22 protein-coding genes and 1 CRISPR repeat array are annotated in these 21,855 nt (G+C 71.5%); of the genes, 7 read left to right on the top strand and 15 right to left on the bottom strand.

Annotated features, from left to right (window positions below):
- Positions 1-72: 72 nt before the first annotated feature.
- Entirely contained in the window at positions 73-1,290 is a 1,218-nt protein-coding gene (locus tag ACRWK8_RS11155) for an FUSC family protein (protein WP_378739871.1), read from the bottom strand.
- Between the two features lie 160 nt (positions 1,291-1,450).
- Between ACRWK8_RS11155 and ACRWK8_RS11150 the strand changes: the two genes are divergently transcribed.
- On the top strand, positions 1,451-2,095 hold the full coding sequence (locus tag ACRWK8_RS11150; protein WP_431870061.1) for a histidine phosphatase family protein: 645 nt from the start codon (positions 1,451-1,453) through the stop codon (positions 2,093-2,095).
- A gap of 94 nt (positions 2,096-2,189) precedes the next feature.
- A complete protein-coding gene (locus ACRWK8_RS11145) occupies positions 2,190-2,627 on the top strand; it encodes a hypothetical protein (RefSeq protein WP_378739865.1) in 438 nt (145 codons plus the stop codon).
- Positions 2,628-2,631: 4 nt separating this feature from the next.
- On the opposite strand, the gene aroQ is transcribed toward ACRWK8_RS11145, so the two are convergent.
- Positions 2,632-3,093 carry a type II 3-dehydroquinate dehydratase gene (gene aroQ, locus ACRWK8_RS11140; RefSeq protein WP_378739863.1) on the bottom strand — a complete coding sequence of 154 codons (462 nt, stop codon included), beginning with the start codon at positions 3,091-3,093 and terminating at the stop codon, positions 2,632-2,634.
- Positions 3,094-3,211: 118 nt separating this feature from the next.
- Here aroQ and ACRWK8_RS11135 point away from each other — a divergent pair, with 118 nt between their 5' ends.
- Positions 3,212-4,972: an acyl-CoA dehydrogenase gene (locus tag ACRWK8_RS11135; RefSeq protein WP_431870058.1), complete on the top strand. Its 1,761-nt coding sequence runs from the start codon at positions 3,212-3,214 to the stop codon at positions 4,970-4,972.
- On the opposite strand, the gene ACRWK8_RS11130 is transcribed toward ACRWK8_RS11135, so the two are convergent.
- From ACRWK8_RS11130 to ACRWK8_RS11120, 3 genes are all read right to left on the bottom strand, one after another.
- On the bottom strand, positions 4,892-5,308 hold the full coding sequence (locus ACRWK8_RS11130) for a hypothetical protein (RefSeq protein ID WP_431870056.1): 417 nt from the start codon (positions 5,306-5,308) through the stop codon (positions 4,892-4,894). The genes ACRWK8_RS11135 and ACRWK8_RS11130 overlap by 81 nt on opposite strands.
- Positions 5,305-6,045 carry a MerR family transcriptional regulator gene (locus ACRWK8_RS11125; protein ID WP_431870054.1) on the bottom strand — a complete coding sequence of 247 codons (741 nt, stop codon included), beginning with the start codon at positions 6,043-6,045 and terminating at the stop codon, positions 5,305-5,307. Before ACRWK8_RS11125 ends, ACRWK8_RS11130 begins: the two co-directional genes overlap by 4 nt.
- A gap of 364 nt (positions 6,046-6,409) precedes the next feature.
- The gene (locus tag ACRWK8_RS11120) at positions 6,410-7,045 is read right to left on the bottom strand and encodes a TetR/AcrR family transcriptional regulator (RefSeq protein ID WP_431870052.1); all 636 of its coding nucleotides are present in this window, start codon (positions 7,043-7,045) and stop codon (positions 6,410-6,412) included.
- A 147-nt stretch (positions 7,046-7,192) separates the two neighbouring features.
- On the opposite strand from ACRWK8_RS11120, the gene ACRWK8_RS11115 reads away from it, so the two are divergent.
- On the top strand, positions 7,193-7,954 hold the full coding sequence (locus ACRWK8_RS11115; protein ID WP_431870050.1) for an SDR family NAD(P)-dependent oxidoreductase: 762 nt from the start codon (positions 7,193-7,195) through the stop codon (positions 7,952-7,954).
- Between the two features lie 37 nt (positions 7,955-7,991).
- A CRISPR array of direct repeats spans positions 7,992-8,264; the repeat unit is 29 nt; unit sequence CGGTCCATCCCCGCGTGCGCGGGGCTCAC.
- A gap of 95 nt (positions 8,265-8,359) precedes the next feature.
- Here ACRWK8_RS11115 and ACRWK8_RS11110 read toward each other — a convergent pair.
- The 3 genes from ACRWK8_RS11110 to rpmG all read right to left on the bottom strand — a co-directional run bounded on the left by ACRWK8_RS11110 (position 8,360) and on the right by rpmG (position 11,293).
- A complete protein-coding gene (locus ACRWK8_RS11110) occupies positions 8,360-10,759 on the bottom strand; it encodes a lysylphosphatidylglycerol synthase domain-containing protein (RefSeq protein WP_431870048.1) in 2,400 nt (799 codons plus the stop codon).
- Between the two features lie 114 nt (positions 10,760-10,873).
- On the bottom strand, positions 10,874-11,113 hold the full coding sequence (locus ACRWK8_RS11105; RefSeq protein ID WP_378739847.1) for a type B 50S ribosomal protein L31: 240 nt from the start codon (positions 11,111-11,113) through the stop codon (positions 10,874-10,876).
- A 15-nt stretch (positions 11,114-11,128) separates the two neighbouring features.
- The gene (rpmG, locus tag ACRWK8_RS11100) at positions 11,129-11,293 is read right to left on the bottom strand and encodes a 50S ribosomal protein L33 (protein ID WP_378739845.1); all 165 of its coding nucleotides are present in this window, start codon (positions 11,291-11,293) and stop codon (positions 11,129-11,131) included.
- 163 nt (positions 11,294-11,456) lie between these two features.
- Here rpmG and ACRWK8_RS11095 point away from each other — a divergent pair, with 163 nt between their 5' ends.
- The 3 genes from ACRWK8_RS11095 (at position 11,457) to ACRWK8_RS11085 (ending at position 15,337) form a co-directional block, all read left to right on the top strand.
- Positions 11,457-13,223, top strand: coding sequence for a PhoX family protein (locus tag ACRWK8_RS11095; protein WP_431870045.1), 1,767 nt, complete (start codon positions 11,457-11,459; stop codon positions 13,221-13,223).
- Between the two features lie 87 nt (positions 13,224-13,310).
- Positions 13,311-14,693, top strand: a complete 1,383-nt coding sequence (locus ACRWK8_RS11090; RefSeq protein WP_431870043.1) for a sensor histidine kinase — start codon at positions 13,311-13,313, stop codon at positions 14,691-14,693.
- The gene (locus ACRWK8_RS11085) at positions 14,675-15,337 is read left to right on the top strand and encodes a response regulator (protein ID WP_378739837.1); all 663 of its coding nucleotides are present in this window, start codon (positions 14,675-14,677) and stop codon (positions 15,335-15,337) included. The genes ACRWK8_RS11090 and ACRWK8_RS11085 overlap by 19 nt, the downstream gene beginning before the upstream one ends.
- Before the next feature lie 9 nt (positions 15,338-15,346).
- Here ACRWK8_RS11085 and ACRWK8_RS11080 read toward each other — a convergent pair whose 3' ends face one another.
- From ACRWK8_RS11080 to ACRWK8_RS11050, 7 genes are all read right to left on the bottom strand, one after another.
- Entirely contained in the window at positions 15,347-16,141 is a 795-nt protein-coding gene (locus tag ACRWK8_RS11080) for a GNAT family N-acetyltransferase (protein ID WP_431870040.1), read from the bottom strand.
- 111 nt (positions 16,142-16,252) lie between these two features.
- A complete protein-coding gene (locus tag ACRWK8_RS11075) occupies positions 16,253-16,612 on the bottom strand; it encodes an MmcQ/YjbR family DNA-binding protein (protein WP_378739833.1) in 360 nt (119 codons plus the stop codon).
- A gap of 136 nt (positions 16,613-16,748) precedes the next feature.
- On the bottom strand, positions 16,749-17,264 hold the full coding sequence (locus ACRWK8_RS11070; protein ID WP_378739830.1) for a lytic polysaccharide monooxygenase auxiliary activity family 9 protein: 516 nt from the start codon (positions 17,262-17,264) through the stop codon (positions 16,749-16,751).
- Positions 17,265-17,941: 677 nt separating this feature from the next.
- Positions 17,942-18,814 carry a sulfite exporter TauE/SafE family protein gene (locus ACRWK8_RS11065; protein WP_431870038.1) on the bottom strand — a complete coding sequence of 291 codons (873 nt, stop codon included), beginning with the start codon at positions 18,812-18,814 and terminating at the stop codon, positions 17,942-17,944.
- Between the two features lie 49 nt (positions 18,815-18,863).
- On the bottom strand, positions 18,864-20,258 hold the full coding sequence (locus tag ACRWK8_RS11060) for an MBL fold metallo-hydrolase (RefSeq protein ID WP_431870036.1): 1,395 nt from the start codon (positions 20,256-20,258) through the stop codon (positions 18,864-18,866).
- A 73-nt stretch (positions 20,259-20,331) separates the two neighbouring features.
- Complete coding sequence (locus ACRWK8_RS11055) at positions 20,332-20,904, bottom strand: rhodanese-like domain-containing protein (protein ID WP_431870034.1); 573 nt, start codon at positions 20,902-20,904, stop codon at positions 20,332-20,334.
- 148 nt (positions 20,905-21,052) lie between these two features.
- Positions 21,053-21,304 carry a metal-sensitive transcriptional regulator gene (locus ACRWK8_RS11050; protein ID WP_067599109.1) on the bottom strand — a complete coding sequence of 84 codons (252 nt, stop codon included), beginning with the start codon at positions 21,302-21,304 and terminating at the stop codon, positions 21,053-21,055.
- Positions 21,305-21,855: the final 551 nt, after the last annotated feature.

The raw sequence follows: 21,855 nt of genomic DNA, 5'->3' as shown, positions 1-21,855 counted from the left end.
CCCGGAACCAGGAAGCCGGGGCCACGGAGCACCGTGCGCCGTCCCCGCACCGCCTCGGCACCGGAACACGGATCACCGGTCCCCGGGGCGGCGCCACGGGAGACGGGCCCGGACCCGCCAGCGGGGGCGCCACCGGGGACGCCAGCTCAGCCACGGCAGCCAGGGTTCCCCCGGCGGGTGGGGGACGGTGGGATCCTCCAGGTCGCCCTGGAGGACGTCCTCGATCTCCTCGAACCTGATCCCGGCGAACACCATGATGTCGGCGGCGACCATCTCCACGGCCAGGTGGGTGGCGTGGGTGACCGGGTCGTCCTCGGGTGCGCCGGTCCCGTAGGCGCGCGCGGCCGTCAGAGCCCGCTCCACCGCCCGTTCCCGGGCCTCACGGCTGCTGAGGTCGTCGGCCAGGATCGTGAGCACGTCGGCCATGTCGGTCACGATCGGTGCCAGCTCGCGTTGTTCCTCCACGCCCATGGCGGTGGTGGTCCGGGCCAGGAACAGACAGCTCTCGCCGAGGAGGATCAGCCGCTCGATGACCTCGTCCTCCTCCAGGACGGGCTGCGGGTCGCCCCAGCGGATGGTGGAGAGCCGGATCGTGGACTTGCTGCTCTCGCGTGCCCGGCTGAGCTCGGCCATGGGTCGGCTCAGGTCTCCGAGCCGGTTGACCACCTGTTCGCTGGAGGTCTCCCCGTCCTCCAGGGAGCGGCCGACCAGAGCGAGCATGCTGGCCATCTCGTTGAGCGCGTCCTCCTCGATCCGTCGGAGCAGGGCCACCAGCCGCGCCGGGAAGAACAGCTGGCTGAAGGCGAGCGCCACACCGGCGCCGATGAGGGCGTCCACGAGCCGGTCGATGCCGGGGCTGGCACCACCGACGAAGATCGTCGTCAGGATGGCGCTGGCTGCGGCCTGGCCGATGATGATCCGTTCGGCGTTGATCGCGGCGGCCACCGTCATGGCGCACGCGGTGGCCAGCACCATGGCCACCTCGTTGAGGTCGGTGACCAGCAGGCTGAGCTCGCCCGCGAGGATGCCGATGAACACGCCCATGAGCAGGCGCAGGGCCTGCGCGCCGCGTTCCCCGCCGGAGGCGTTGAGCGCGATGACGGCGGCGATGGGGGCGAAGAAGGGCCGGTGGTCCTGGACGAGGCCGCCCGCGATGGTCCAGGCCAGTGTGGCGGCGATGACCGCGAGCACGATCAGGGAGGCGTTGGCCGACAGGCGGTCCCGGACCTCCGTCGCCACGGCCCTGATCCGGCTCCGCGGGGTGTGGCCCTCAAGGGGCAGCTCTCCCATGTTCTCCTCACCGACGAAGGGACAGGCCTTCGGGGGTGGGGGGCCGCCGGTTCCATTGATACCGGCCGGGAGGCGAGAAGTGTGGTTGCCGGGCCCGGTGTTTCGCGGCGGAGCGGACCCGGGGTGTCCCTCCGTGACGGGTCGCCCGTACTGTGTCGCCATGCCGACGATCTACCTGATCCGCCACGGTAAGGCCTCCCCCGAGGCGGCGGACTACGACGAACTGAGCGCCACCGGGCACGAACAGTCCCGGCTGGTGGGGGCGGAGCTGGCCCGACGCGGGCTGGAACTCGGCCCCGTGGTGACCGGGACCCTGCGCCGCCAGCGGCAGACCGCCGTCGCGGCGCTGCGCGGCCTGGACGGGGCGGGCGGGTCGGGTCCGGAACCCGTGGCCGACCCGTGGAACGAGTACGACCACCTGCGCCTGTTGGAGCGCCACACGACCGGAACCGGCACCCTCCAGGAGCGGCTGGACGCCTCGCTGCACGCGTGGACGGCCTCCGACGCGACCGGCGAGGGTTCCTGGACAGCCTTCCGCGACGGGGTGCGCGCGGCGTTGGACGAGCTCGCGACCTCCCTCACCAGGGGGCGCACGGCGCTCGTGTTCACCTCGGCCGGGGTGATCGCCACCGCCTGCGCGACCCTGATGCGGGCGCCGGAGCCGGTGTTCGTCGCGATGAACCGGGTGGTGGTCAACGGGTCGGTGACCAAGCTGGTGCACGGACGCGGCGGAACCCGGCTGCTCTCCTTCAACGACCACGCCCACCTGGAACACGGCGGCCCGGACCTGATGACCTTCCGTTGAGTGCCGTTCTCTCGACCCCACGACGTACCGACCAGTCGGTTCGGGCTCCGCGCGCCCGTGTGCGGAGCCGGGCCCGGCAGGGCATCCTGGGTGCATGACCGAACACCCCGCCTCCGACTCCGTCCCCATCCCGGGTTCCGTTCCCCTCCCCGGGTTCGGCCCCGTCCCACGGGTGCCGCCCGCCCCGGAGGCCGACTCAGCGGAGGCCACCGCGCCGGAGGCCGCACCCTCGCAGGCCGCTCCCGGCCAGGATCCCGCCCCCGAGGTCCGGCACCTGGCGGCCACGCTGCGCCGCCGCCGGTCGGAGCTGGCCGACGCGAGGGCGGCCCGGATCGGCGACGGCAGCATCGTCCACGAACTGACCACCCGGGTCTGGGTGGGCGTGGAGATCCCGGCGGTCGTGTGCGCCGCCGCCGACGACCCCATGCGCCTGCGCCCGTCCACCAGCCCGGTGACCTGCCTGCGGTGCAGGTCGAGACGGTCGGGTTCCGGCGGGGAACAGGTCCCCGGCCAGGCACTGCTGTGGGGCTGACGGGTCAGGCCAGAGCGGCTCGTTCCGCCGCGCGGGACAGCACCGCGCGCAGGCCGAGTTCGTAGCCGAGGATCCCGCACCCCGCCACGTACCCGGCGGCGACCGGCGCGGTGACGGAGGTGTGGCGGAACTCCTCACGGGCGTAGATGTTGGAGATGTGCACCTCGACCACGGGCGCCTCGATCGCGTCCACCGCGTCGCGCAGGGCGATGCTGTAGTGGGCGTAGGCGCCGGGGTTCATCACCACACCGGCGTAGTGCCGGGCCGCGTGGACCTGGTCGACCATGCCGCCCTCACTGTTGGTCTGGGCGCAGACGACCTCCACACCCAGTTCCCTTCCGAGGGCGGTCACCCGCTCCTCGACCTCAGCGAGGGTGGTGGTTCCGTACTGCTCGGGGTCACGGGTGCCCAGCAGGTTGAGGTTGGGGCCGTTCAGCAACAGCACGGTGGGCGAGTTCTCGGGCATGCGCGGGTTCCTGGCTTCGACTCCGGTTGGTGGCACCAGCGTAGACCCCGGCCACCCGGACGGGAAGCCGAACCGGTAGCATACCGACCAGTCGGTTGATCACTCTGGGAGGCAACCCGTGACGTCCACCCTGCTGTCCAGGCGCGACCTCCGGTTCCTGCTCTACGAATGGCTCGACGCCGAGGCCCTCACACGCAGGCCGCGGTACGCCGACCACTCGCGGGAGACCTTCGACGGCGCGCTCGACCTGGCCGAACGCGTGGCCACCGACCACTTCGCCCCGCACAACAAGACCAGTGACGCCCACGAACCCCGTTTCGACGGTGAACGCGTGCACGTCATCCCCGAGGTCGGCCGGGCCCTGAGGGTGCACGCCGAGACCGGGCTCTCCTCCCTGGCGATGGACGCCTCCGTGGGCGGCGGTCAGATCCCCCGGGTGGTCTCCAGCGCCTGCGACGCCTACTTCCAGGCCGCCAACCCGGGCACGGCCGCCTACCCCTTCCTCACCTCGGGCAACGCCTCCCTGCTGCTGGCCCACGGCTCCCCCGAGCAGATCGACGCGTTCGTCCGACCCATGGTGGAGGGGCGCTACACGGGCACGATGTGCCTGTCCGAGCCGCACGCGGGAAGCTCGCTGGCCGACCTCACCACCCGCGCCGAACCCGACGGCGACGCGTACCGGCTCTTCGGCAACAAGATGTGGATCTCCGCCGGCGACCACGAACTGACCGAGAACATCGTCCACCTGGTCCTGGCCAGGATCCCCGGCGGGCCGCCCGGGGTCAGGGGCATCTCGCTCTTCGTCGTGCCCAAGCACCTCGCCGACGGGGAGCGCAACGACGTCGTCACCGCCGGACTCAACCACAAGATGGGCTATCGGGGCACCGTCAACGCGCTCCTGAACTTCGGGGAGGGCCGCCACACCCCCGGCGGCGCACCGGGCGCGATCGGCTTCCTGGTGGGCGAGCCCCACCAGGGGCTGCGGTACATGTTCCACATGATGAACCACGCCCGGATCGGCGTGGGGGCCGGGGCGACGGCGGTCGGCTACACCGGCTACCTGAAGTCACTCGCCTACGCCCGTGAACGGCTCCAGGGCCGCCCCCTCGGCGCGAAGGATCCCGCCCAGCCCCAGGTGCCCATCATCGAGCACACCGACGTGCGCCGGATGCTCCTGGCGCAGAAGAGCTACGTGGAGGGCGCCCTGGCCCTCGTCCTCTACTGCGCCCGGCTCGCCGACGAGGAGGTCAGCGGCGAACCCGAGGCCGCCCGGCGGGCGCACCTGCTCCTGGACGTGCTCACTCCGATCGTGAAGAGCTGGCCCTCGCAGTGGTGCCTGGAGGCCAACAGCCTGGCCATCCAGGTGCACGGTGGGTACGGCTACACGCGCGAGTACGACGTGGAACAGCACTACCGGGACAACCGGCTCAACGCCATCCACGAGGGCACGCACGGCATCCAGGCGCTGGACCTGCTGGGCCGCAAGGCCGTCCTGGACCACGGAGCCCGGCTGTCCCTGCTGGTGGAGACGGCCCGCGCCGCCGTGGACGACAGCACCGAGACCGAGTACGCGGGGCTCCTCTCCGCCGCTCTGGACCGGATGACCGAGGCCACCGCCGCAGCCTGGTCCGACGGGGACCCGGCTGCCGCGCTGGCCAACGCCACCCCTTACCTGGAGGCGGTCGGTCACGTCGTGGTGGCCTGGATGTGGTTGGAGCAGCTCACGGCCGCCCACGGCAAGGAGGGCGACTTCTACGAGGGGAAGCGCGCAGCCGCCGCGTACTTCTTCCGCCACGAACTACCCCGGACCGAGGCCTGGTTCCGCCTGGTCGCCTCCCGTGACCGCACGGTCCTGGACACCTCCCCGGACGTCCTGTAGCCGCGCGGGGACGTCCAGGACGAACACGTGGCCGATGTCGGCTTCCTCGAACCCGTAGTCGGCGTTGGCCACCCGCACGTGCTCCGGCGTGACCTCGACGATCCGCACCGTCACCGGCTCCGCGCGCCCCGGCAGGGTCATGTGCCAGAGCTCGGCCAGGGAGGCCAGGCCTTGGTCGTCCAGGACGCCCCGCGCCTCGTGTTCCGAAGCCGCGTGACCCAGGGGCTGACCGAACGGGTTCACCGGCACGTAGGCACCACCCCCCTCCGGTCTCAGGTAGCCCAGGACCTCGCCGTCCTCCTCCCGGTGGTGAGCCGTCCAGTGCGCGGGGATCACGCGCCCTCCCTCAGCTGCTCGGCGAAGACCTCCATGGCCTCGCGCTGGTAGTCCGCCAGTCCGGGGGTGACGCTCTCGTACACCTCACGCCACGGGCCGTCCTCGGCGTAGACCCGCCCCAGGTGGGCGAAGGCGTCGGCGTCGGGGGTCCACATCACACACACCTGCCGGTAGTGCACCTCGATCTCCGCCTGGACCGACGGCGCCGCCACCGGCGTGCCCGCCCTCAGGAGGGCGGCCATCCGGCCCATCGCCTCCGCGGCCTCCGCACGCATCCGCTCACCGTCGACGGAGGCCATCGCCTCCCGGGCCCGCTCCCACTGCCGCGGCCACTCGACGCGAGCCCGCTCGGAGTAGTGGGCGGTGTCGAAGCCGTCGAAGAGCTCCTCGGGTCTGCTGGTCACGTCGCTTCCCTCCAGGGTGTCCACCGTGCGACGCACGGTGTCGACGAGGACGCTGAGACGGTCCCGCTCCGCCTCCAGGTCACACAGGTGCTGCCGGAGCGCCTCCGCCTCGTCCTGCTGCGAGTCCAGGACACGACGGATGTCCGCCAAGCCCAGCCCGAGCTCACGCATGACCAGGACACGTTGGAGCCTGCGCAGTTCGCGCTCGCCGTAACGGCGCAGCCCGCCCGGCCCGGTACTCTCCGGGATCAGTAGTCCCACGTGGTGGTAGTGGCGCAGTGTCCGGGAGGTCACCCCGCTCAACCGGCAGACCTCACCCATCGACCACGACATCCGTCTCCCCTCGTCCAGCCGGTACCTCCGGCCACAAAACGAAGCTAGACGTTGACGTCACGTCAACCGCAACCCCCGTTCCCACAGCGAAGGGGAACCCGGGCGTCACGGGACGCCCCTCCCCCTCCGAGAGGGTCAGTCCTTCTTCAGAGACCTGCTGCCCAGAAGGGGAGGACACGGAGCTTGGCGCGGATGTCCGGTTGGGTGCTCCTCGACCAGCCAAGAGCTTCGTCTCGCAGGGCGCCCACTGGAGCGCGAGGTCACGGGGGCCCTAGGGAGTCGGTCCGAGGCGAGGGCCGGGACCGCATCGCTTCACTCGCACCCCGGAGGCTCCGGCTCAGCCCCCGACGCATGGACGGGCGAATCAGGCCGACGGGTCGGAGGCGTGGCGGGCGAGCATGGTCTGCACGGCCTGCTCGACGGCGTAGCTGGTGTCGGCGGGCGTGGGGCTCCAGTCGGTCAGCAGCATACGAGGCCACAGAACGTAGTTGGCGATCATGCCGAGGAACTGGTTGGCGGCGCTCACGGCGTCGGGGACATCGGCGTTGCCGGCCTCGTGCTCGGCTTCCAGGTAGTGCTGGACGGAGGTGAAGTAGGGCATCTTGCCGAGCCGGAACTGCATCCTTCCCAGTTCGGGGAAACGGGGCAGCTCGGCGATGACGATGCGGAACAGGGCTGTCATGCCGGGCTGGCCGATCAGATCGGCGTAGCGGTGACCGATGCACCGCAGTCCGGAGCCTAGGTCTCCGGCCTCGGGCCGCGCGACACCGCCGTCGGCGTCACGTTGCCAGGACTCGGTGACGATGGCCTCGAAGAGGGACGCTTTGGTCGGGAACTGCTTGAAGAGCGTGGACTTGGAGACCGCCGCCGCCTCGGCGATGCGGGCGAGCGAGGTGCCGTCGTAACCGCGCTCCAGGAACAACTCCGTGGCTGCGGAGACGATCGACTCGCGCTTGCGCTGGGCGAGTCGGCGGTGATGCGCGGAGAGCTCTGCTGCCATGTACGCAGTATGCCCCAAAACCGAGGCGAGTCACTTGACTCGCCTCTCTTGGCCTGAGTACGGTTCAAAGAGAGCCGAGTCACTCGACTCGTATCTGATGCGTAGCACTTTCTCCCTTTCGGGTGCCCTGTGGTGAAGGAGCATGTGATGGCTGACAACAGGATCGCTTTGGTGACCGGCGCCAACCGTGGCCTGGGACGGAGCACCGCTCTGGCCCTCGCGGCGCGCGGGGTGGATGTCGTCGTCACCCATCGCGGTGACGCGGACGGCGCCGAGGAGACGGCACGGCGGGTGCGGGCCGCCGGCGCGGCCGCAGCCGTGCTGCGACTCGACATCGGCGATGTCCCCTCCTTCACGGCCTTCGTTGATGAACTGGGAGGACTACTCGAACACTGGGGTGGCGCCTCGGGCCTCGACATCGTGGTCAACAACGCGGGAGTGGGCGTTTTCGGCCCGCTGGAAGCTGTCACGCTCGACGACTTCCACACCGTGTTCGACACGAATGTCCGGGGCACGTTCTTCCTCATCCAGTCGCTCGTGCCGCTACTGGCTCAGGGCGCCAGCATCATCAATGTCTCGTCGTCACTGACCCGTCACACCAGCCCGGCGACCTCGGTCTACTCCGCCTCCAAGGCCGCCGTCGAGGCCCTGAGCCGCACGTTGGCCGCAGAGCTGGGCACGCGCGGTATCAGGGTCAACTCGATCGCTCCGGGGCCGACCGCCACGGACTTCAACGGCGGAGCCATGCGCGACGATGCCCAGATGCGCCAGGGCCTTGCCGAACAAACGGCGCTCGGCCGCGTCGGCGAACCCGAAGAGATCGGCGACGCCATCGCCACGCTGGCCTCCGACGGCCTGCGCTGGGCTACTGCCCAGCGCCTCGAGGTTTCCGGTGGCGTGTTCCTCTGACGCCGAGGAAGGCCGACAGGCGTCGGGGCCGATCGCCGGGTCCATCCCCGCGTGCGCGGGGCTCACCCCGTGGCGGACGCGAGACCCTGTGCGAGTTTCGGTCCATCCCCGCGTGCGCGGGGCTCACCTGCTCACCGGCAGCCCGGACTACGAGCGGGCCGGTCCATCCCCGCGTGCGCGGGGCTCACCTGTCGGAGCACACCGACGCCTACAACCGACCCGGTCCATCCCCGCGTGCGCGGGGCTCACTTCTCGCACCCGGCACAGGTGCGCGCCGCCAGCGGTCCATCCCCGCGTGCGCGGGGCTCACAGTAAACGACCTGGGATAACGTGGGCCGTTATCTCCGCTTGACCTTTGCCCACGTCCTCTTGTGCACATCCTGGCAGATCCCGGTCCCGGCCGCGTCAGATCGCCTCGCGGCGCTGCAGGTAGCTGAAGGCCGCCCAGCCGGGCAGCACCGGCAACCAGAAGGTGAGCACCCGAAACAGCAGCACCGCTGGCAGGGCCACGTCCGCGGGCATCGCGGTGACCGTCGTGAGTCCACCGATCAGCGCCGCCTCGACCGCGCCGAGCCCGCCCGGGGTGGGCGCGGCCGAACCGATGGCGTTCCCCGCGAGGAACACCACGGCGACCGCGACCAGGCTCACGTCGAGACCGGGCTCCGCGAAGGCCAGGACCGAGAAGTGCAGGGACAGCACGAAGGCCACGGTCAGCAGCAGCGTGCCTCCCAGCCCCAGGATCAGGCTGGCGGGACGTTGGAACAGGTCCAGCAGCTGGGGCAGGACCCCCCTGAGATAAGGGCGCAGGCTGGAACCGACGGCCCTGCGCAGGCGGGGGTACAGCAAAACGCATCCCACGCTGACGGTCCCGATGATGACGATCACGGTGACGGTCGGTGAGGGTGTGAAGCCCGTCCAGTACGACGTGCCGGTCAGGTACGCGCACACCAGGAGCAGTGGCACGTGAACGAGGAAGCCCGCCAGCTGCGTGAGACCCACGGCCGACAGCGACAGCGAGACGGGCACCCCGGTCCTGATCACGTACCGGCTGTTGATCGCGATCGATCCGAGTCCGGCCGGGGCCGCGATGCGCACGAAGGACCCCGCGTACTGCACCAGGACGGTCCGCCAGAACGGCAGGGGTGCCGGGACGAAGCCGATCAGCACCATGGCGGCGGCGACCATACAGACGGTCGCCATGGCCAGGGCCGCCAGGGTCCACCCCGGGTCGGCGTAGCGGATGGTGCCCAGTTCGACCCCGGAGAGCTGGTACACCAGCACGAGTCCGACCAGGGTGACCACCACGAAGCTCACGATGGTACGGGGGCGCATCCGCTCCAGGCGGGCGGGTTCGGTGGGTGCCTCGGGGGCGACCGCCGCGATGTGGCGCCGCAGCTCCCCCATGAGCGAGCGGTCGGCGCGGCGCAGCGCGGCGCGGAGCCCGTGGGGCAGGCCCGCGGGTTGCAGCAGGGGGAGGATGGCGGCGGTGGCGGAGACCCCCAGGGCCCGCACGGCGGAGGACACCGCGCGGTCGGCGCCCACGCGCAGCGCCATCAGGGTGACCATCGCGGCGGTGTCCAGGGCCGTGCGGATCTGGGGCGCGGCCACCGCGCCTCGGTCGACTCCGCTGAGCGCGGCGGTGACCGGCCGCAGGTCGCCGTGCGGCAGCACGCCGACCGTGGTGCCGTTGAGGTCGCCGTGCGCGACGCGACGCCGGTGCAGCAGGCCGAGTTGGCGCCACAGGTCGTCCAGCAGGGCGTCGCTGATCCGGCTCGCCTCCAGGGTGTCCAGGCCCTGGAGCCGGGAGCGTTCACGGGCCAGGAAGATCGTGCCGGGGGTGAGTTCGCCCAGGGCCAGGACACGGGGGGCCTCCACCCCGGCCTCGCGGGCGGCGGCGCTCATGAGCGCGGCGTGCTCGGCGCGTCTGCGCGCCCCGTAGAGCATGCGGGGGGCGACGGGACCGCGCAGGAGGAGGAGGTCGCGCAGGCGCAGCCAGAACCCGCTGGTGTTCTCGGAGTTGAGGACGGAGAGTTCGATCTGGCGCCCGTCCGAGAGGTCGGCCAGGTAGAGGGCGTCGCCCTCCCGGTCGGTTCCGGCGGGGGTGATCCGGTCCGCGGTCACGCCGAAGCGGCGGAGCTCCGCCTGGATGAGCCCGGTCGCTGGGGGCGGCACGCTGGCGCCGATGGCGTAGCGGCTGAGAGCGGCACTGGTGAGGCCGACGAGGAGGGTGAACAGGACCGCGAGGATGCTGGTGACCCCGGCCATCACCGAGGTGACGGCGATCACGGCGTTGGTGCCCCACAGCAGCGAGCGCACCCGGGGCTGTCCGGTGGGCATGGTCCGGGCGAACGCGATTCCGGCGGCGACGTAGCCCAGGGTGGCGGCCGTCAGGATCTCGTCGGGGACCCCGGGGAGCGACTCGGCGCTGTAGGTGGCGTTCTTCAGAACCGAGTTGACGTAGGACGTCATGGCGTAGGCCGCCACCGCCGCGACGACCGCGCGGCTCAGGTCGCGCAGCTCTCGGAGGAACAGCGTGCGCAGGACGACGTAGGCGATCAGGACGATGAGCAGCAGGTTGGCGCCGAGCGCCGCGCCGAACAGCAGCCACGACGGGATCACCGCGCGCAGCTGGGAGGCGTCGTCGATCGGTGCGCCGTCCGAGATGGCGTCGCTCACCAGGAACAGGACCACGCAGACCAGGAGCAGCCCGGCGACGCCGACGAGGAGGTCGACGGGACTGCGCGGGGCCCTCGCGGTGGCACGGCCGGGGGTGGGGGCCGGTGTTTCGGTCGGGGTTGTCGTCACGGAACAAGCCTGCCGGACCCATGCGGATTCGGACGGCAGGGGTGAGGGTGTTTCGTCCTGCCCGTTCCACACGACGGCGCCGCCGGGAGGTCCCCGGCGGCGCCGTGTGTCGGTTCAGCCGCGCTGGTAGCGGCGCTGGAAGCGTTCCACCCGTCCCGCGGTGTCCACCACGCGGGCGTTGCCCGTGTAGAAGGGGTGGCTGGCGCTGGAGATGTCGACGTCGACCACCGGGTAGGTGTGGCCGTCCTCCCACTCGACGGTGTTCGCGCTGCTCCGCGTGGACCGGGTGAGGAAGGCGAAGTCGGCCGCCTTGTCGCGGAAGACGACGGGGCCGTACTGGATGTTCTTCTGCATGGGGTCCTCCCTGCGTCAGCGTTCCTCGCGGAACTCGGTGTGGCGGTGGAGCCGGGGGTCGTACTTGCTGAGGACCAGGCGGTCCGGAGTGTTGCGGCGGCTCTTCCGGGTCACGTAGGTGGTCCCGGTGCCCTCCGTGGACCTGAGCCGGATGACGGGCCGGGCGTCGTCGCGTGCCATGGGCGCCTCCTTGGGGTGTCAGGCCTTCCAACCAACCGATAACCGTTTTCATTCCCATGAACATCCGACCCCGCCACGGAGTGCCGCATACCCGAATGCGCAGGAAAACTACTTAGAGTAATAATCTCACTACAAAAGCACGGATGCGGCCGAAGGAGAACCCATGGAACACGGACCCAACCGTCGTCAGGTCCTTCGCGGCGGAGCGGGGCTCGGGGTCCTGACCACGGCCGCCCTGTTCGGCGGCACCCTCCGCCCGGCCCTGGCCGCCCCCGACACCGGAGCGGCACCCACCTTCACCGGCGTGCCGGTCGCCCACGCCGACGGTCTCACCGTCCCGCCCGGATACACCGCCCGGGTCCTGCTCCCCTGGGGCGCGCCGCTGCACCGGGGGACCCCGTCGTGGCGGCCCGACGCCTCCGACACCGCGACGGAGGCCGCCCGCCAGGTCGGCACCGGACACAGCGGACTGACCTACGTCCCCCTGCACCCCGGGCACGACGGCGGTCGGCGCGGGCTGCTCGTGATCAACCACTCCTGGGCCGACCCGGTGCTGCTGCACGCGGACGGAGGGCGCTCGGCCACCGTGGAGCGCACCGACAAGGAGATGGCCTCCCTCGGCGTGACCATCGCCCGCGTCGAACTGACGGACGGCCGCTGGAGGGTGATCGACGACGAACTCAACCGGCGGCTCACGGCCAGTTCACCCACCACCCTGTCCGGACCGCTCGCCGGGCACCGGAGCCTGGAGACCGCCACGGACCCGACCGGGGTCATCGGCGGCACCGCCCACGCCAGCACCCCCTGGGGGACCTACCTGACCGGGGAGGACACGCTCACCGACGTGTTCGGGACCCGGACCCAGGGTTGGTCCCCCACCGAGTCCCAGCGCCGCTACGGGCTCACCTCGGGCGAGGCCTCCTACGGCTGGCACACCCACCTGGGACGCTTCGACCTGGCCGGTGAACCCAACGAGGCGCACCGGTTCGGCTGGACCGTGGAGATCGACCCCCTGAGCCCGTCCTCGGCACCGGTCAAGCACACCGCGATGGGCCGGATCGCGCACGGCGGCGCGGCCGTCACCGAGTCACGCGGCCGGGCGGTCGTCTACATGAGCGACCCCACACACCTGTACAAGTTCGTGGCCGAGCACCCCTGGCGCACCACCCAGGGCCGGAGCCCGGGCCCGCTGGACGAGGGCGTCCTCCACGTGGCCCGGCTGGACTCCGACGGGCTGGGTACCTGGCTGCCGCTGGTCCACGGACGCACCGGCCTGACCACGCGCGACGGCTTCGCCGACCAGGCCGACGTGTTGTTGAGGGCCCGTGAGGCCGCCGACGCGGTGGGCGCCACCGAGCTCAGGGGGCCGGGGACACCGGCGGTGCACCCCGTGAGCGGGAGGGTCTACCTCCCGGAGGCCTCCGCCGACGGCGGACGCGTGCTGTCCTGGACCGAGGGCGCCAGCGACCCGGGCGCGACCCTGTTCTCCTGGCAGGAGTTCGCCTCCGGCGGGAGCGCCTCCGACCCGGAGCGAGGAGCGGTCTTCGCTTCTCCGGGCGGGGTCCACTGCGGTGAGGACGGACGCCTGTGGATCCGGACCGACGTGGTCCGGCTCGGGGACCCCTCCGGGAACTCCCGCGAACTGGTGGGCAACAGCGCGCTGCTCTGCGCCGACCCCGAGAGCGGCGAGGTGCGGCGGTTCCTGGCCGGCCCGCCCGGGTGCGGCATCGCGGGAACGGCGGCCAGCCCCGACCAACGGACCCTGTTCGTGACCGTCCAGGGGCCGGGGTCGGCCGCGCCCGGCCTGGGAGAGCCCACGGCGGAGGACCCGCGAGCGCTGAGCAACTGGCCGGGGTTCGATCCGGCCGGTCGGCCCCGGTCGGCGGTCGTGGTGGTGCGCAAGGACGACGGCGGGATCATCGGGACCTGATCCGATCGTCCGGGTGGGGCGGACACGTAGCCGAGGGTGGGGCGTCCCTTCTGTCCGGCGCCCCGGTGTCGGGCGTACGTTGGGCCCGTGAGCGAGCAGACCGACACCCCGGCGCCCGGTCCCCCGGCCCCCGGCCGGGCGGGCCCGGCGCGCACCCCGCTGGAGGCGTTGCGCACACGGCGCTTCCCTCTGTCCTCCTGGCCGTGGCGGAGCCTGGGGTACCTGGCATCGTCCGTGGTCGTCGGAACGGTGCTCACCACACTGCTCCTCCCGATCACCTTCCCCCTCCTCGCCCTGGGCACGGCCGTGGAGGAGATGGCCACGGGCCGGGACCACCCCACCTGGCTCCTGATCACCCTGCTGGCCGCCGGTCTCGCCCTCCTCCTGGCCTTCGGCCCCCTGGTCGCGGTGCCCGTGGCCCGGCTGGAGCGGTGGCGGCTGCGCCTGGTCCACCCGCCGATCACGGGAGGGCACCGACCCACCGGGCGGGGCGTGCTCGCCTGGGTCCGCGCGCGGTACACCGAGCCCGCGACCTGGCGCGCGTTCGCGTACCTGCTCCTGCTGGTCACGGTGGTCGACGCCGTCAGCTGGAGCGTGCTGTACCTGTTCCCCGCCCTGGGCGCCTACCTGCTCGCCACCCCGGCGATCACCGCCCTGGGACGGACCGTCACCCTCTTCCCGTGGGCGTTCGACGCACCGGGGGCCACCCTCCCGCTGGTCCTGGCCGGTGCCGTCCTGCTGCTGGTCACGCCGTACGTCGCGGCCGTCACCGCGCACGCGCACGCCGTGCTGGCCCGCCTGCTGCTGGAGGACCACGGTACCGAGGAGCTGCGTTCGGAACTGGTGGAGGTGACCCGGTCCCGCGCCCGCCTGGTGGACGCCTTCGAGACCGAGCGCCGACGTATCGAACGCGACCTGCACGACGGCGCCCAGCAGCAGCTCATCTCCCTGGCCATGCAGATCGGGCTGGCCCGGATGGACGCCCCGCCCGGCAGCGACATGGAACGGACCCTGGCCTCCGTGCACGGGCAGGCCAAGGAGATCATCGGCTCACTGCGGGAGATCGTGCACGGAATCCACCCCAAGGTCCTCAGCGACCGCGGACTGCCCGCCGCCCTCCCCGAACTGGCCGACCGCTGCCCCGTTCCGGTCCGCGTCCGTGTGGACCTGCCCCGGCGACTGCCCGCCCACGTGGAGAGCACCGCCTACTACGTGGCCGCCGAGTCGCTGGGCAACGTCGCCAAGCACGCCTGGGCCCGCTCCGTCCGGTTGAACGCCTCGCTGGACGGTGACACGTTGGTGCTGGAGACCGTCGACGACGGGCGGGGCGGCGCCGATCCCGAGCGCGGTACGGGGCTGACGGGGCTGGCCGACCGGGTCGCCGTCGTGGGCGGCCGTGTCCTGTTGTCCAGTCCGGCCGGTGGACCCACGCGGCTGAGAGCGGAGATCCCTTGTCCCCCATCCGGGTAGTGCTGGCCGAGGACGGCGCCCTGCTGCGTGAGGGCCTCGCGGGCCTTCTGCGCAGGTTCGGGTTCGAGGTGGCCGAGGCGGTGGGTGACGCCGAGGCCCTGGTGGAGGCGGTCGCCGCGCACGGCCCCGACCTCGTGGTCACCGACATCCGCATGCCGCCGGACTTCGGTGACGAGGGCCTGCGGGCCGCCGTCCGGTTGCGCCGCGAACGCCCGGGCCTGCCCGTCGTGGCGCTCAGCCAGTACGTGGAGTCCAGCTACGCGGCGGAGCTCCTCGACTCCCACGACGGCCGGGGCATCGGCTACGTCCTCAAGGAGAGGGTGGTGGACGTGGCCGACTTCGCGGACACCCTGCGCAGGGTGCACCGTGGCGGGACGGTGATCGACCCGGCCGTCGTGCGGCAGCTGGTCCGCCGTCGCGGCACACTCCTGGAACGCCTCTCCGAGCGTGAACGCGAGGTCCTCGCGCTGCTCGCGGAGGGCCGGTCCAACTCCCGGATCGCCCGGGACCTGGTGATCTCCGAGCCCACCGTGGGCAAGCACATCGGCAACATCCTCGCCAAGCTGGACCTGCCGCCGGAGGGCACGGACGTGGACCGCCGTGTCATGGCCGTCCTCACCTACCTGCGGGAACGCCCCGAGTGACGCGGCACTTCAGGGCGTGAGGGCGTGTTCGGTGTACCGGCCGCAGGCGCCGAACCCCAGGCGGCGGTAGACCGGCTCACCGTCGGCGGAGGCCTGGAGGACCGCCACGCGGTGTCCCTCCCCCAGGGCGGTGTGGAGCGCGGCGAGCGTCATGGCGCCGCCGTGGCCGCGTCGGCGGTGGCTGGCCAGGGTGGCGATGTCGTAGATCCCGGCGACCCCGGCGTGCAGGAACACCTCGGCCGAGCAGACCGGTCGGCCGTCCGCGTACCCGACCAGGTAGCGGGCCGGGGACCCCTCTCTCAGGGCCCGTGGAGCGGCCAGGGCGAAGAAGCGGCGTACGGTCTCGGCCGGCGGGGTCCAGTCGGCCAGGACGGCGGCGTGGTCGGCGAGTTCCTCGGGCGTGCGCGCCCGGCGGATGTCCAGTCCCGTGTCGGGAACCGCGGGGAGGGAGTCCAGCTCCGCCCACATCGCGGTCTCGTGTTCGGACGCTGGCAGCCCGGCCGCCGTCAGGTGGTCGGAGAGGTCCGTCGGCCGTGCGGTGGGCCCCACCCACCAGGAGAAGGGACGGCCGGTACGGGCCAGGGACCGGACGGTTCCGTCGACGCGGGCCCCGGCGTCGGCGTCGGTGAAGCGGGCCGAGGCCACGATGTTGAAGGTGTCGTCGTCCAGACCGCTGTCCGCGACCATGAGGTCACCGGACTCCGTGACGGTGGCGCCGTCCAGGTGCCGGTGCAGGTGGCACGCGTGTTCCGCGAAGTTCCGGTCCATCCGGTCCAGCAGGTCGGTCTCGTGATGGTGGTCCATGGCGCACGATCCCAGCACGGATCCGCGCGGAACGCACCTGGTTTCCACACTCGGGGCGGTGACCCGCGCTCACGGCTCGGAGCCCCGGGCTGCGAGCGAGGGGGGTCACGTTCAGGCGCGCACGAGGGACTCCGGGGAGGGCGGGGCGGCGAGCAGTTCCTCGGGCGCGGTCAGATACCAGGCCTCCAGGGTGAGTTCGCTGAGTTCGGCCAGATCGATCCCGTCCAGCTGGACCACCACCCACCCGAACCCGCCCGCGGTGAACTGTTCCTCGAAGACCTCGGGCCGTTCCGCGACCAGCGCGGCCTGCTCGATCAGGGTCTGCTTCAGCCCCACGGTGGCGGTGCGCGGCCACAGGTAGCCGAAGGGCCGCCCCCGTACCCGGAACGTCGTGTAGCGCTCCGAGTCCTGACCCTCACACTCCGGAAGCGCGTGCACCAACCGCAGGAACCGCTCGATCTCAACAGCCATGAGAGGAGACAACCACATCCCGCCGACATCACCGCACCGGCCGTACCGCCGGGGTGCCGCGCCCGGCGCCGAACGCGGGGCGCCCCGGCCCGGGGAATGCTCGGGCCGGGGCGCGCCGTACCTCAGCGCGTCCTCATCAGCGGATGTTGACGTCGACGCAGGCGTAGAAGGCGTTGCCCGTGTCGGCCACGTTCCAGCGGGCCAGCACGGTCTGGCGACCGCTGTACCCGGAGAGGTTGACGTTGTGGCTGAAGTTCGCCGGGGGCCGGGCGCCGTTGTCGTTGAAGCTGGCGACGCGGTTGCCGTTGATGAAGTACTCCCACGTGGAGGTGGAGTGGGCGGCGGTGATCGTCCAGTTGAAGGTGGCGTTGGTACTGACGTCGGTCACGCGCCAGCCGTAGTTGTTGTCGTCCAGCTCGGCGAAGCGCGAGTTGCCACCGGAACAGCTCATCAGGCCCTTGGGGCCCTCGACGCTCTGCGGCTCCCAGCGGATCTGCCCACAGTCGACCACACCGGCGGCGCACTGGGCCTGGCGGCTCTGGGGGTTGGAGATGTATCCGTGGGCGCTCGCGGTCCCGGCGGGCATGAGGGTGAAGAGGAGTGCGGTGGCGGCGGCCACGGCGGCGGTGTTGCGGAGCTTGGGGAACTTCATGAGGTCTCACCCTTCTGGGGGGTTACGAACCCCGGAGCACACCCGGGGTCGCAGCGGGGGACCCGGACCGTCGGCCGGCCCAGGACGGCTCGGTTCGCGTCCATGGGGGTCGAACAATTCCCGTGTTCGCGAGTGTCGGCGCCTACAGGCATTCGGAAATTCCCTGTCATTCCTCATCCTGTTGACGAGCAGAGTAAGCAGCCCCCAATTCCGTCGTCAAGACCCGTTCTGAGCTTGGAACCGGGTACCACTACGAACCCGTGTCGCTGGTACTGCCAGGGCATCGGCCGGACGACCCCCCAAACTGGAAAGACTCTTATCAGAAGATCGACTGGTCTACTGAAAAGGCCCTGGGGTATTCTCTCCACAACCTCTTCGAGAACAGCGAGAACTGTCCTCGAAGACAGATTCCCTTCCCTGCGCCGGAGGCGTCCGACCCCGACACCACCGGCACCGGGCGGCTCGGAGGGCGACACGGCTCCCAGTACGCCACGGCCTCCCACCAGAGGCCCTCCCGGCCTCTCCTCTACTGACACCGGCGGCTCTCGCCCTGGGCGCCGCGCTCCTCGCCGCGCGCGTCGACCGGACTCCCGTCGCACGCCCCGAGTGAAGGGCCCGGCCGGGACCAGGGGCTGCCCCGGCCGGACCTCCCGTCAAGGCCTCCGGCCGGACCTCCGTCAGGTCTGCGGCCTCAGCGGCAACGGACAGGCGTCCCCGATCAGGCGGCACACCAGGGCCCCGCCCGCCAGGACCGCCGCCCCCACGACCAGGATCTGACCGAAGGGCGCCGGGAGCTCCTGGGTGAGCACGAACACGCCCATGGCCAGTACGAAGACTCCGAAGCCCCGACGCAGGGCGGTCTCGGGAACCCGAGGCGTCAGAAGCGCGCCGAGGAGCGAACCGGCCACCGCCAGGGCGCTGATCGCCGCGACCAGGGCCCAGTCCAGGCTCACCGTGGTCAGGTAACCGCCGAGCCCGGCGAAGGACTTCATCGCGATCACCAGCAGGGAGGTGCCCACCGCCGCGGGCATGGCCAGACCGCCGAGCAGCACGAGGGCGGGCACGACGAGGAACCCTCCCCCCGCCCCGACCAGACCGGTGACCGCGCCGACAGCCAGGCCGTCGAGGACGATCCTCCGAAGAGGCGGCGACCCGTGGGCCGCGTGTCCCTCTCCGCCACCGCGTCGCCCACGGATCATGGTCACGGCGGTCGCGACCATCATGAGCGCGAACGCGACCATCAGCAGGGTGCCCGGCAGGTGTCCGCCGACCAGCCCTCCCAACAGCGCCCCGGCCATGCCCGCCGCCCCGAAGACCAGCCCGGTCCGCCAGCGGACGTTCCCCGCTCTGGCGTGCGCGACCGTACTGACCAGCGAGGTGACACCCACGACGAACAGGGAGGCGGCGATGGCCTCCTTGGGTTCCATGCCCGCGACGTAGGTGAGCAGGGGAACCATGAGGATGGAACCGCCGCCTCCCAACAGCCCGAGGGCCAGCCCCACCACCACGGCCAGGGCCAGGGTCAGGGTCAGGACGATCTGGTACTCCATGTTGCTCTTCCTCCGTGATCCGCGCCCGGCGCGTCGACCCCCGACCCGGTCAGGCCGAGGGCTCCCCGGCGCTCACCCAGTCCGCGTATCCGCGGTCGAGTTCGACCACGTCGTAACCGGCGCGTCTCAGCGCGGAGGAGGCCACGGAGCTGCGGACACCGGAGCCGCAGTAGCTGACGATGGTGGCCTCAGGCGGCAGCGCGTGGAGGTTCCAGAGCACACGTCCCGCGCTGAGCTGTGTGGAGCCGGGGATGTGCCCCTCCGCGTACTCGCCCCTGCTGCGCACGTCCAACACCAGCCCGGTGTCGACACCGGCGAGCTCCTCCGGCGTGACGCGCGGTGGCACGCTCTCGGGCAGCCCCTCCCTGGTGGTGGTGAAGCCGTGGACCTCGTCCACGCCCACCCTCAGGAGGTGGTCCCGCACCCGTCCGGCGGTGTCCGCGTCGGGAGCGAGGAGGACCAGCGGCCGGGTCTCGGTCTCGGGGTCCAGCGCCCAGGCACCGAAGGTCGCCGCCTTGGCCGGGCCGGGGATGTTGAGGGCCCCGGTGACGGTGCCCCGATGCACCTCGGCGTGGGACCGGGTGTCCACGAACACGACCGAGTCCGCCGCCAGCGATCGGGCGATCTCCTCGTTGGAGAGCGCCGCCAGTGGCCTCCGCTCGCCTAGGACCCGCGGCCCCTCCCTGTTCTGGCGCTTCATCCGCGCGAAGTACGCGTGGGCGTCGGGCTGGCCGTCGAGCAGTTCCTCGACGAACCCCGCCATGTCGTCATCGCGCAGGTACGCGGACCACCACGCGTTCAGGCGTTCGTACCCGACGGTGGTCCCCGGGAGCGCGCCGAGGGCCTTGCCGCAGGCGCTGCCCGCGCCGTGTCCGGGCAGGACCTGGACGTGGTCCGGCAGCGTCAGGAAGACGTCCCGCAGACTGGTGAACAGCTGTCGGGCGCCCTCGAACCGGGTGCCGCTGCCGCCCGCCGCCTCGTCGAGCAGATCGGGGCGGCCGAGGTCACCGGCGAAGACGAAGTCGCCGGTGATCATGTACCCCGGCTCCCGGCTGAAGGCTCCGTCGGTGATCAGGAACGCCAGGTGTTCCGGGGTGTGCCCCGGTGTGTGGCGGGCCCGGACGGTGATGTTGCCGAGGGTGACGGCGTCACCGTCCCGGAGGCGCTCGGCGTCGAAGCCGTACTGCCAGTCCCGGCCCCCCTCAGCGGAGACGTACATGGTGGCCCCGGTGGCGGCGGCGAGTTCACGGGTGCCGGAGAGGTAGTCGGCGTGGATGTGGGTCTCGGTCACGGCCACGATCCGCATGCCGTGCTCGCGGGCGAGGTCGAGGTAGTCGTCGATGTCCCGTCGGGCGTCGACCACGATCGCCTCTCCCCTCGCCTGACAGCCGACGAAGTAGCTGGCCTGGGCGAGGTCGTGGTCGTAGAGGCGTTCCAGCAACATGTTCTGCTCCTTGTGTTCCATACTCCGGGGAGTATCCGTCTTCGAGAGGGCGGCCACGTGCGAAGGCGCGGGATCAGCCGCGAACCGCGATCCGGGCGAGGGAGTCCTCGATGTCGACGTCGTTGCGCGGCTGGTTGTAGGGCAGGCGGGTGAGGGCCATGCCCATGGCGCAGGTGTCGGTCACCGCCGCGAAGGCCAGACCGGCGCCCACGAGGCCCGCGACCGCCACGGCGGGAGCCCAGAACAGGGAGGCGAGCACGGAGGTCAGCACGATGCCTCCGGCCACCAACCGGACCTGGCGCTCCAGCGCCCAACGGCGGGGGCCGCGTTCGAGCGGCGCTCCCTGCGCCTCCCAGGCGTTCATGCCGCCCTCCATGACGACCGTGTCCGTGAGCCCGGCGGCGGCCAGCTTGTCCTGGCACTGGGTGGCCCGACCCCCCGACTGGCAGATCAGGACGAGACGGCCTCCCGCATCGGTGACGATGCGTTCCAGGTGGGCGTCGACCCGGCCGAGCGGCAGGTTGACGGCTCCGGGGACGTGCGAGCTCTCGTACTCGGCGGGGGTGCGCACGTCGACCAACAGGGTGCGGGGATCGCTCTCGGTCAGGCCGCGCACGGTGCGCACGTCGATACTGCGGGCGTTCATGTGTCTCCTCGGTGTTCGATACTCCGGGGGGTATCCGTCAAACAAAGGGACGCCTGGACCTCCGATACTGGGGGGAGTATCCGGACGTCATGGGTCGACCCGAAGGTCGACACGGGGCGCCGGGTTCACACCAGCGCCCGCGCGGCCCTCAGGCCAGGGCCAGGAAGAGCTTCTCCAACTCCTCCTCGGTGAGCTCGGGCTCCTCGCCCCGCTCACGAGCGGTGTTGCAGTGCCGCATGCCGCTCGCGACGATCTTGAACCCCGCCCGGTCCAGGGCGCGGGAGACCGCAGCCAGCTGCTGGAGCACCGCGGTGCAGTCCTCCCCCTCCTCCATCATGGAGATGACCCCGGAGAGCTGCCCCTGGGCGCGCTTGAGGCGTGTGATGGCGTCGCCCACCATTTCAGGCTTCATCTGGTCTCCTTTCGACCCACGGCCCCCAACATACCCCCGGGTGTATCCACTTCGCTCGTCGGATCCGTCACACCCCCGAACCCCGCAGCCCTACGAGTGCCGCAGGCTCTGGTGGAGCGCATCCGGGACTGGTGGCGTTGGCACAGGCCCGGTTGTGCACCACGGAGCCTCCAAGGGAAGAGGAACCCGTCGGGTGGTGACGGGCCGTGTCCACGATCGCCGCTCCTCCTGGCACGGCGTAGCACCCGGCGGGTGACTTGCCACCCTCCGTCACGTGAGGTGAATGTGGCCAACGGGCTCGAAGGTCCTCGCCCGTGATCGCGGGAACGGCGCCGAACACCGCGAGGACGGCGCCCCGCCCTGCCCATGACCACGGGCCCCGTAACACGAGGGACGCCTTTGGCCGGTAGTTGCCAATGGTGCTTTGACTCATTGCGATCCGTGGTCACTCGGGTGATTCTCTGAACCAAGCGACCGGATCGGAGCCCCCTGCGTGCCCGACGACGACCGACACACACGCGATCGATTTCGCACCCTGG

This window comes from Nocardiopsis eucommiae, from assembly GCF_965344335.1.
GTDB classification, from domain to species: domain Bacteria; phylum Actinomycetota; class Actinomycetes; order Streptosporangiales; family Streptosporangiaceae; genus Nocardiopsis; species Nocardiopsis eucommiae.
This window is presented reverse-complemented; position numbering and strand designations above follow the sequence as displayed.

What these genes read in the sequence shown, in the direction of transcription:
- ACRWK8_RS11055 (WP_431870034.1), bottom strand. Translation starts at nt 20,904, where the DNA reads ATGAACGCCCGCAGTATCGACGTGCGCACCGTGCGCGGCCTGACCGAG.
- ACRWK8_RS11115 (WP_431870050.1), top strand. Translation starts at nt 7,193, where the DNA reads ATGGCTGACAACAGGATCGCTTTGGTGACCGGCGCCAACCGTGGCCTG.
- ACRWK8_RS11050 (WP_067599109.1), bottom strand. Translation starts at nt 21,304, where the DNA reads ATGGTGGGCGACGCCATCACACGCCTCAAGCGCGCCCAGGGGCAGCTC.
- ACRWK8_RS11120 (WP_431870052.1), bottom strand. Translation starts at nt 7,045, where the DNA reads ATGGCAGCAGAGCTCTCCGCGCATCACCGCCGACTCGCCCAGCGCAAG.
- ACRWK8_RS11155 (WP_378739871.1), bottom strand. Translation starts at nt 1,290, where the DNA reads ATGGGAGAGCTGCCCCTTGAGGGCCACACCCCGCGGAGCCGGATCAGG.
- ACRWK8_RS11125 (WP_431870054.1), bottom strand. Translation starts at nt 6,045, where the DNA reads ATGTCGTGGTCGATGGGTGAGGTCTGCCGGTTGAGCGGGGTGACCTCC.
- ACRWK8_RS11145 (WP_378739865.1), top strand. Translation starts at nt 2,190, where the DNA reads ATGACCGAACACCCCGCCTCCGACTCCGTCCCCATCCCGGGTTCCGTT.
- ACRWK8_RS11150 (WP_431870061.1), top strand. Translation starts at nt 1,451, where the DNA reads ATGCCGACGATCTACCTGATCCGCCACGGTAAGGCCTCCCCCGAGGCG.
- ACRWK8_RS11065 (WP_431870038.1), bottom strand. Translation starts at nt 18,814, where the DNA reads ATGGAGTACCAGATCGTCCTGACCCTGACCCTGGCCCTGGCCGTGGTG.
- ACRWK8_RS11075 (WP_378739833.1), bottom strand. Translation starts at nt 16,612, where the DNA reads ATGGCTGTTGAGATCGAGCGGTTCCTGCGGTTGGTGCACGCGCTTCCG.
- rpmG (WP_378739845.1), bottom strand. Translation starts at nt 11,293, where the DNA reads ATGGCACGCGACGACGCCCGGCCCGTCATCCGGCTCAGGTCCACGGAG.
- ACRWK8_RS11105 (WP_378739847.1), bottom strand. Translation starts at nt 11,113, where the DNA reads ATGCAGAAGAACATCCAGTACGGCCCCGTCGTCTTCCGCGACAAGGCG.
- aroQ (WP_378739863.1), bottom strand. Translation starts at nt 3,093, where the DNA reads ATGCCCGAGAACTCGCCCACCGTGCTGTTGCTGAACGGCCCCAACCTC.
- ACRWK8_RS11060 (WP_431870036.1), bottom strand. Translation starts at nt 20,258, where the DNA reads ATGTTGCTGGAACGCCTCTACGACCACGACCTCGCCCAGGCCAGCTAC.
- ACRWK8_RS11080 (WP_431870040.1), bottom strand. Translation starts at nt 16,141, where the DNA reads ATGGACCACCATCACGAGACCGACCTGCTGGACCGGATGGACCGGAAC.
- ACRWK8_RS11070 (WP_378739830.1), bottom strand. Translation starts at nt 17,264, where the DNA reads ATGAAGTTCCCCAAGCTCCGCAACACCGCCGCCGTGGCCGCCGCCACC.
- ACRWK8_RS11095 (WP_431870045.1), top strand. Translation starts at nt 11,457, where the DNA reads ATGGAACACGGACCCAACCGTCGTCAGGTCCTTCGCGGCGGAGCGGGG.